Below are 9760 nucleotides of genomic sequence, written 5' to 3' on the forward strand. Positions count from 1 at the left end.
TCGGTGCTGCAGGTAAAAAGCCAGCGCCGATATTAAGGCGTCAGTTCCTCGACGACTGCGGCGGTCGCAGAGTGGAAGCGGCCCGACCGGCAGCGGCGGCATCGGCGTCCGTCAATGTCCCGAGGAAGGCCACGACGTCGCGAATCTCGGCCTCGGTCAAGGCCGGCTTCGCACCCGGCCGCTGGCCGAAGGGCGCTTCGACGTTGACGTTGTGGTGGTACTTCGAGGGCAGGTCGTCGTAGGGCTGGACCTTGCCTTCGGCACCACGGCCGTACCAGCGCGCGGGTGCCGTGTCGCGCTGTGCATAGAAGCGCACCGCTTCATCGAGCGAGTGGAAGACGCCGTTGTGGAAGAACGCCTGTTTGACCGCTACGTTGCGCAGCGTGGGCGTGCGGAACAGGCCGCAGTATTCCGGCCGGTCTGCCAGGTCGGTGCGCAGCGGGCCGCACAGGCCGAGGTCGTGAAACGCGGGGTCGGCATTGGCGGCCAGTGCACGATTGCGCGGCACGCCGATGGCGATCATTCCAAAATCGGTGAACAGCGGAAACGCGCCGTCGGGCGTGCGCTCGCTCAGGTGGCAGGCCGCGCAGTTGCCCTTGTCGGCTGCGTTGAAGAGCTTCAGCCCACGCGACTCCGCGGCATCGAGCTTTTGCTGGCCGCGCAGCACGGCGTCGTACTTGCTGGTGAACGGATAGAAATCGGTCGGCGATTCCTGGAAGACCTCGAGCGCCAGGCCGGCCGCCTTGAAGGCCGCAGCAGGGTCGTTGAAGAGGTCGTCGCCGAACGCCTGCCGCATCTCGCCCGCGTAGCCGGCCTTCTCCAGCTTGCCGGCGACGAGCGCCACCGACGCGTTGCCCATCTCAGCGGACGAGAGCAACGGCAGCCCTGCCTGTTCATGTGCAGAGCCGGCGCGGCCGTCCCACATGTGGCCGCCGGTCGGGCCGGCGTCGATGCTGTCGTCGCCGTCGTTGTCGTGGTGGTGCTCCGAAAACGCGGTCAGCGTTTGCAGGTAGCGCAGCGACGGCGCGGCGCGCGGACCAGGCGTGCGGCCATCGGCACCGCCGAGCTGCACCGACAAGGCGTTCGATGGCCCGTAGGCATGTGCGGGATCGTGGCAGCTGGCGCACGACTGCGTGCCAGATGCCGACATCGAGGTGTCGAAGAAGATGCGCTGTCCGATCGCGCTCAACTGCGCGGCACTGGGCTGCTGCTTGCCGGACACCGGTGCGTAGGTGGCGCCGACGTAGGCCGGTGCGGCAGGCGAGGCCGCTGCATCCGGCCCAGCCGCTGCCGTGCGTGCGCCTGGCCGGCCGTCGCATGCCGACAGGGCCACGACCCCGAGCAGCAGCCAGCCCAGGCGGCGAAGAAAGTTGAAGACGCTGAAGAAGGCGAAGCGAAACGTCACGGTGGAGATCGGGCGAAAAGCCTCGGTTGGCGGCGACTGTGCTGCCGCAGCGTGTCAGCGCGATGACACGCCACTGCCACGCGGCTGTCACGGAGCCGCACGACCATCGATGCGCCCGGCGTCAGTCGGGACCATTCCAACACCAAGAGTACCCAGATGACCGCCCAACCCCTGTCTTCCTCTTCGCGCGACTCCGCGCCCAGAACATCCCGCCGAAACGGCCAGCCGCTCGCACTCGCCTTGTGGCCGACCGCCATCGTCGCGTCGGCCGTGGTGATGGCATGCGGCGGCGGCGGAAGCAGTAACGGCTTCAGCGGCCTCGTGCCCACCACCGGCGTTGCGACCACCACGCCCACGGCACCCGCCACGACGAGCGGCGTGGTCACCGGCAGCTACTTTCGCAACGCGAAGGTGTGCATCGACAGCAACAACAACGGCCGCTGCGACGCGTCGGAAACCAGCACCACGACGGACGCCAACGGCGCCTTCACGCTCACCGGCAAGGGCGCTGTGGTGGCCGAGATCGGCACATCGAGCAAGCGCTACGACCCGGCCACCAGCATCGAATCCGCCGTCACGCAGCCGCTCGTATTCCGCGCACCGGCCGACGCCAACGGCGTGGTCAGCGCCATCAGCACCGAGATGGTCGCGCTGATGGACGCCAACGGCGGCGACCTGGCCGCGGCACGCTCCGCCTTCGCCAAGCGTCTCGGCGTTTCCGAGTCGCAACTGCTGGCCGACCACAACAAGATCACCGACGTGGCCATCCGCACCGTGCTGCAGACCGAGATCGACCAGAGCATCGAGCGCATTGCCGAAGCCGTGGCCGAGGCTGGCACCGCAGGCGACCTGACCGGCGCCCTGCGCAATCGTTTCGCACTCGACCAGATCAACAACGTGGTCGTGATCTACGCAGAGAACCGCGGCTTCGACAACCTGTACGGCCTGTACCCCGGCGCCAACGGCATCCCGGGCGTGAACCCCGCATCGAGTACCGCCGAGCCCCAGAAAGACTTCGACGGCTCGACCCTCCCGGCACTGCCGCCGGTATGGGGAGGCGTCACTGCCGCTGGCCAGACCACGACCATCACGCAGGCGCAAACCGTCGGCATGCCGAACAAGATGTTCCGCATCGACGACGCGGCAGGCTTCTTCAACACCGGTACCGTCATCGGCCAGTCGACCATCACGCGCGACCTGGTGCACCGCTTCTATAACAACCAGATGCAGATCAACGGCGGCAAGAACGACAAGTTCGCGGCCTACTCCGACGCAGGTGGCCTGAGCATGGGCTACTTCGACGGCAGCAAGATGCAGCTGTGGAACCTGGCGCAGCAATACACGCTGGCCGACAACTTCTTCATGGGCGCTTTTGGCGGTTCGTTCCTGAACCACCAGTACCTCGTGTGCGCTTGCGCACCGATCTACCCGAACGCCGATGCCGACACGTCACCCGCGAAGGCTTCGATCTCCGCCATCGACACCGATGCCGACGGCAACTTCGTCAGGCTGACGGCTGCACCCACTGCACCGGCCTCGGTGCTGAGCGGCGCCCCGATCTACAAGAACGACAGCACACTCACGCCCAAGGACGCGAGCGGCACCTTCTACGCCGTCAACACGATGCAACCGGCGTATCAGCCGAGCAACAATGCGCCGGCCGCGAGCGACAGCAGCAAGCTCTACGCCGATCCGACGAAGGCAAATACCTTGCCGCCGCAAACGCAGACCACCATCGGCGATGTGCTCACGGCCAAAGGCCTGAGCTGGGCCTGGTACGGCGGCGCATGGAACAGCACCACCGCCACCGCGGAGGGCAACCGCGTATTCCCTGCCGCCGTGCCACCGGCCGCGCAGGCGCCCAATTTCCAGTTCCACCACCAGCCCTTCAACTACTACGCTGCCTTCGACCCGGCCACGCACGCCGACGCACGCGCTGCGCACCTGAAGGACTTCGACGCCGACTTCCTGACGCAGGCAGCAGCCGGCACGTTGCCTGCCGTGAGCTTCTACAAACCGCAAGGCAACCTGAACCAGCACAACGGCTACGCCAACATCACAGATGGTGATGCGCACATCGCCGACCTGGTCGCCAAGCTGAAGGCCAGCCCGCAGTGGAAGAACATGCTCATCGTCATCACGTACGACGAGAACGGCGGCTTCTACGACCACGCGGCCGTGCCAAAGGCCGACCGCTTCGGTCCCGGCACGCGCATCCCGGCGCTCATCATTTCGCCGTTCTCCAAGAAGGGCTTTGTCGACAAGACGCAGTACGACACCGCATCGACGCTGCGCTTCATGACGCACCGCTGGTCGCTGCCACCGCTCGCCGGGCTGGTGGTGCGTGACAACGCATTGCTGAAAAACGGCGCAAAGCCCATGGGCGATCTGACCGGTGCACTCGACTTCGGCGGTAAATCGTGAAGCGCCCCGCCATGAAGAATATCGCTCGCTGCACCAGCGTCGCACTCGCTGGCTCGTTGATGATGGCCGCGTGCGGTGGCGGCGGCAGCGGATCGACCGGGTTTCTTCCGATCGTCGCTGCACCCGCACCGGCGCCCACTCCCGCACCCGCACCTGCGCCTGCTCCGGCACCCGTGCCGAGCGCGCTGCTGACGCTCGATGGGAAGGCCCCGCTGATCATCGGCCACCGCGGCTTGCCAGGGCTCTTCCCGGAGGAAACGCAGGCCGCCTACGAGGCCGCCGCCGACGCAGGCGCCGACTCACTGGAGACCGACCTGCACCTCACGAAGGATTGCGTGCTGGTGGCCCGGCACAACCCCTGGCTCAGCGACAACACCAACATCACTGCTGTGGCTGCGACCAACACCACGGTCGCTGCGCGCAAGCGGACAGTGCCGGGCGTGCTGGTCGACGTGACCTATCCACCCATCCCCGACAACGGCCCGGCAAAGTACCTGAGCGATCTGACCAATCCCAACGATCCCAAGTCGGTACTGAAATCGCTCGTGGTCGACGGCGAGGACCACACCGGCGACTGGTCGATCACCGACTTCACGATGGCAGAGCTCAAGCAGTGGATCGCCGGCACGACCTACGATGCACGTGCCCAGCGACCGACCGACCTCAACGGCAAGCTGCCGATCCTGAGCTTCCAGGAAATCATCGACATCGCAAAAGCAAAGAGTGCGAGCACCGGTCGCACGATCAGCGTGTATCCGGAAAGCAAGAACCCGATCTGGAACAACGCACAAGCCATCGCGAACGGCTGTGGACCCGTGGGCAGCCATCCGCTGGAAGACGCGATGCTGAAGATTTTGAACTTCAACGACCTGAATCGAAAGGATGCACCGGTCTTCGTGCAGAGCTTCGATCCGGCCAGCCTGAAGTACCTGCGATCGGCCGGCTTGAAGAGCAAAGCGGTGCAGTTGGTGGACGGCAACGACGTCAACTACAAGACCGGCGAGATGGGTTACGTCACCACCGACGAGTACACCTTCGTCGATGGTCGCCCGTACAGCTGGACTCTCGCCGGCGACCCCCGTTTTTTCGGCAGCATGCTGACGCCCGCCGGCCTCGCGGAGGTGAAGACCTACGCCGACGGTATCGGGCCATGGAAGCCGCAGGTCATGTCGCTGACAGTGGTGCCATTCAAGGACCCGCCGTACACCGGCTCGTTGGCCGACGTCAATACGGTCAAGCCGACAAGCCTGATTGCCGATGCGCACAAGGCAGGCTTGTTCGTACACACCTACACCTTCCGAAACGAGCCGCAGTACCTCGCGGGGTTCTACAAGGGTGACCCGATGGCGGAGTACCTGGTATTTTTCAGGGCAGGTATCGACGGCGTCTTCACCGATTTTTCAAATACCGGCTTCGCCGCGCGCAAAACCTACCTGACCGAGACGGGGCGCTGAATTCGGACCTGATCGGAACTTGAATGGACCCTGACTTCGATGGTTCCGATGGGCCCGACCGCTGGCAAGGCAAGACGCAGACCGAGACGGCCGAGCTGAAGCGTCAGGACGAAGACAGACCCCTCGTCGGCGCAGCGGAGTCCCGCGTCAGTTGCCGGGCGTTCCCATCGCCGGATCGCTGACCGAGTGGCGACCCGTTTCGACACGGCCTGCGAAGCGGCGCGACCATGTCGGGTCCGAGTCGCACACCACCTCGAAGTCGTACCACTGGCCGCTGTCGTCGAGTTCCCATCGCTTCTCGGCGTCTTCACCACCCTTGACCTTGACGCGCCAGGTGCGATCGTCGCGGCCCTGCAGATAGGCCTTCGCGGTGACCGTGAACCAGCAGGCGCGCTCCCCATCGTTACGAACCTTCAGATGAAGATCGCCGCGGCGTACTTCGTAGCCGACGCGTATCTCCGGCGCGGGCGCGCCGCGTGACTTCAGGGTGTTCAGGTCACCCTTGAAGTGGCGATGAAAGCCGTTGGGGCCCAGCACCCAGAGGTCGTACTTTCCGGCGTTGTCCGTCGTTGCAGCCCACTCGTCGTCGAGCCGCTCGTTGCGCTCGACCATGTAGCGGCGCGGCAGTCGATCGAGGTTGAAGCGGTCGTACACATGGAACACCGCCGCGGCATCGCCGGTGTTGGCGAAGATCAGCTTGACGCGACCGCGCAGCCCGTCGCATCGCGCGCTGACATGCAACTCGTACGGCAGCGCACGCGACGGACGCGTGCCGGTCGCCTGCACCGGCAACAGTGGATTCACGGGTGGCGCGATCTGAGCCAACAGGTCCTGCGCAGCGCGCAGCGCATCGGCCTGCGCCCGGGTCTTGCGGCCGGCGAGTTGGGGCAAACGCTCGTCGTTCGGCCGCGCGAAGTTGAAGGCGCTGGTCAGGTCACCGCACACGGCGCGGCGGAACGGACTGATGTTCGGCTCCTTCACACCGAAGCGCTTTTCGATGAAGCGAATGACCGAGGTGTGATCGAACGCCTGGGAGTTGACCCAGCCACCGCGGCTCCATGGCGAGACCACATACATCGGCACGCGGATGCCGGGCCCGAAGACACGGCCGTCCGGCAGCGGCTGGCTCGTGGTGCCCGGCGACGCGGGATAGTCGAAGCGCTCGAACGCGATCGCCGCGTCGCTCAACGTTGTTTTGCCGGCCGGCGTGCCGTCCGCATTGATCGACGGCGCGGCGGGCGACGGGTAGTGATCGAAGTAGCCGTCGTTCTCGTCGAAGTTGATGAAGAGCACCGTCTTGCTCCAGACATCGGGCACGGCCGTCAATGCATCGAGCGTTTCCTGGATGTACCAGGCGCCCTGCACCGGACTCGACGGGCCGGGGTGCTCGGAGTACGTCGCCGGCGCCACGATCCACGAGACCTGCGGCAGCTTGCCGTTCTTGATGTCTTGCCGAAAGCGCTCGAAGTAACTGTCCGCGTTGCCGTACTCGCCGGGCATGGTGTTGGCGATCCCCTTGTAGAGCGGATTGCCGGCGTCGTCGCTCGCCGGATCGTAGGCCGGAGACAGTGCCTCGTTGCTCACCGGCTTGCCTGAAGCCTCGTTGGCCTTGCGGTATTGCCTGAAGCCGGCGAGTGGGTTGTCGCCGAAGTTGTCCGGCATGTTCTGGTAGACGATCCAGCTCACCTTGGCCTCTTGCAGCCGCTCGGGATACGTCTTCCATTGGTAGCCGAATGCCGAGGAATCGATCGAGTCCCACTCGTTGTTGACCGACGCCACACCGGCCCCGGTCGGGCCGTTGGTGCCGGTCCACAGGAACATGCGATTGGAGTTGGTGCCGGTGTGCATCGAGCAGTGGTAGCCGTCGCACAAAGTAAAGGCATTGGCCAGCGCGAACTGGAACGGCAACTCCGCTTCCTTGAAGTAGCTCATGGCGTTGGCGCCCTTGTACTTCGGCCATTGGTAGGTGCGGCCACCGTCCCATGCGTTTTCACCATCGACCCAGCTGTGCGGCGTGCCACTCACGCGCTGTGCGTTGCCTTTGCTCTGGTCCAGGTAATACGGCAAGACCGGTTGCCCGTTGGCATCGGTTTGCTGCCAGACACTGCGGCCTTCGGGCAACGGAATGGTGAAGCGGTCACCGAAGCCGCGCACACCCCGCAGGGTGCCGAAATACTGATCGAAAGAGCGGTTCTCCTGCATCAGGATGACGATGTGCTCGACGTCCTTGATGGTGCCTTTCGTGTTGTGCGCAGGGATTGCCAGCGCACGTCGAATGCTGGGCGGAAATGCGCTCAGCGTGGCGGCGGCAGCCGTGCCGGTCGCAGCGTTTTTCAGGAACTCGCGGCGTGAATTCATGGCCTTCTCCTCGTTGGGGGTCGTTATGTGTTCGGGTGGTCGTCTTGTCGCTTCATCGCTTCATCGCTTCAAGGGGCGTAGCGGACTTCAGGCGATTGCGCGGCAGCGTCGGCCGTGGCCGGAACTCCCGTCGCCGCCGTCGTCGTCGCCGCCGTGCCGTCCTTGCCGGCGCCGTCCTGCGTCATGCCTTTGCTCAGGCCTGCGGCCGAGACGCCGCCGCCGCCTCCGCTGCTTCCACCGCCGCACGAGGCAAGGGTGATGATCAGAATCAGCGCCGTCGCGAGACGCCAGGATTTGAGAACTGCATGCATGGGCACTCCTGTTGTGAGTTGGCGCATTAGAGGCAAGCCGCGTGACGTCTTCGTGAAGGAATCGCCACGCCGGCGCGGTCGAAGGCGCGTTTCGACGCAGGGCTTCCAGGTTCGCTGACCGTGCGTTAGTTCACAAAACCGCCGTGCTTGGACGAACCGTCACACGGCCGTCTCCGGCGGTTCCTAAGCTCAGCCGGAACTACATGCAATCCTCTCTCGTCTCCAATCTAGAGCCGGCCATCCCGATCGAGTCTGAAACGCCAAGGAACGGGCGCAGCCCGTTGCAACGCCTGATGGAGAGCGATGGCCTTCATGCGGTTTTTCAACCGCTGGTCGACCTCCGAAACGGATCGGTCTACGGCCACGAGGCGCTGATACGCGGCCCCGTGGACGGACCGCTGCACATGCCACTCGCGCTCTTCGAGTGCGCCGCATCCGAATCGGTCCTCATGGAATTCGAACTGCGCTGCGTCGACGTGATCCTGCGAGAGTGGTTATCGGCAGGGTTGCCCGGCAACTTGTTCGTGAATCTGAGTGCCGATGCGCTGGTCCGCGCCTCGGCTACGGTTCTGCCACGCATGCTGGCGAGCTCCGGCGTCGATCCGCGCAAGCTCGTGATCGAGCTCACCGAGAACGAGCGGGCGACCGACCCGCAGTCGCTGATTCGTGTCGTCGATGCGATGGGGCCTACCGGCGTTCGACTGGCACTGGACGATTTCGGAGACGGCCATTCGAACTTGCGCCGCTGGGCAGAACTCAAGCCCAGGTTCGTCAAGCTCGACAAGTTCCTTACCCGCAACGTGACCGGCAACAGGGAGAACTTCGAGATGGTTCGCGCCGTCGTCGCCCTCAGCGAAGCATTCGGAACTCAACTGGTCGCCGAAGGAATCGAAACCGGTGACGACCTGCGAACGCTGCACGATCTTGGCGTGGCCATCGGACAGGGGTACTTTTTGGGTCGGCCCGCCAGGACGCCGCCCGCCGTGCTGCCGCGCGATGCAGCGGATGTCCTGGCGGACCGAAGGCTTGTCGTACTGCCCATGCCGGGCCAGCTTGCCAGGCCGGGCATCCTGCGCAATCTGGTGCTCGTGAAGGCGCCGGCGGTGGAGCCCGGCACCACCAACGAGGAGGTTGCCGCGATCTTCCAGGCCCAACCCGAGCTGCACGCGCTGGCGGTGGTCCACCACGGCAAGCCGGTCGCACTGGTGAACCGGCGAGAGTTCACCGACCACTTTGCACGGCTCTATTTCCGCGAGGTGCATGGGCGCAAGGCCTGCATCGGCCACGCCAACCGCACGCCCCGGGTGATCGATCTCGACGATGACGTGAGCGAGCTGATGGGCATCCTCACATCCGACGACCAGCGCTATCTGAGCGAAGGCTTCGTGGTCGCCGAGCAGGGCAAATACCTCGGGCTGGGCACCGGTGAGCAACTGGTCCGCGCCGTGACCGAGACGCGGATCGAGGCAGCGCGCCATGCCAATCCGCTGACTTTTCTACCGGGCAACATTCCGATCAGCCTTCATATCGAGCGCCTCCTGAGCGGCGGCATCGACTTCGTTGCAGGCTATGCGGACCTGAACGACTTCAAGCCTTTCAACGACCACTATGGATACTGGCGCGGGGACGAAGTGATCCGCACAGTTGCAAGATTGCTCGTCGCCAATTGCGACGCCCGCCAGGATTTCGTCGGGCATGTGGGCGGCGACGACTTCATCGTTCTTTTTCAGGGTGATGACTGGGAGGCGCGGTGCCGACGCGTGATCGACGAGTTCGCGAGCCAGGCGCTCGGGCGCGACGCCGCCGCC

6 protein-coding genes are annotated in these 9760 nt (G+C 65.0%); 3 read left to right on the top strand and 3 right to left on the bottom strand.

All coding sequences use genetic code 11. The features are described 5' to 3' along the window. Positions 1–40: 40 nt before the first annotated feature. Entirely contained in the window at positions 41–1405 is a 1365-nt protein-coding gene (locus QN397_RS25915) for a cytochrome-c peroxidase (protein ID WP_416352368.1), read from the bottom strand. 276 nt (positions 1406–1681) lie between these two features. Here QN397_RS25915 and acpA point away from each other — a divergent pair, with 276 nt between their 5' ends. Then, a complete protein-coding gene (gene acpA / locus QN397_RS25920) occupies positions 1682–3829 on the top strand; it encodes an acid phosphatase (RefSeq protein ID WP_323502409.1) in 2148 nt (715 codons plus the stop codon). Positions 3830–3840: 11 nt separating this feature from the next. Then, positions 3841–5283: a glycerophosphodiester phosphodiesterase family protein gene (locus tag QN397_RS25925; protein WP_323502401.1), complete on the top strand. Its 1443-nt coding sequence runs from the start codon at positions 3841–3843 to the stop codon at positions 5281–5283. Positions 5284–5430: 147 nt separating this feature from the next. Here QN397_RS25925 and QN397_RS25930 read toward each other — a convergent pair whose 3' ends face one another. Together QN397_RS25930 and QN397_RS25935 are read right to left on the bottom strand one after the other, a co-directional pair. Beyond that, on the bottom strand, positions 5431–7641 hold the full coding sequence (locus tag QN397_RS25930) for a phosphocholine-specific phospholipase C (RefSeq protein WP_323502402.1): 2211 nt from the start codon (positions 7639–7641) through the stop codon (positions 5431–5433). A 68-nt stretch (positions 7642–7709) separates the two neighbouring features. Beyond that, on the bottom strand, positions 7710–7952 hold the full coding sequence (locus QN397_RS25935; protein ID WP_323502403.1) for a hypothetical protein: 243 nt from the start codon (positions 7950–7952) through the stop codon (positions 7710–7712). A 203-nt stretch (positions 7953–8155) separates the two neighbouring features. Here QN397_RS25935 and QN397_RS25940 point away from each other — a divergent pair. Next, positions 8156–9760: phosphodiesterase (locus QN397_RS25940; RefSeq protein WP_323502405.1), on the top strand; the 1605-nt coding region annotated here is incomplete at its 3' end.

It is taken from the genome of Variovorax sp. RTB1 (genome assembly GCF_035018765.1).
Taxonomy (GTDB): domain Bacteria; phylum Pseudomonadota; class Gammaproteobacteria; order Burkholderiales; family Burkholderiaceae_C; genus Variovorax.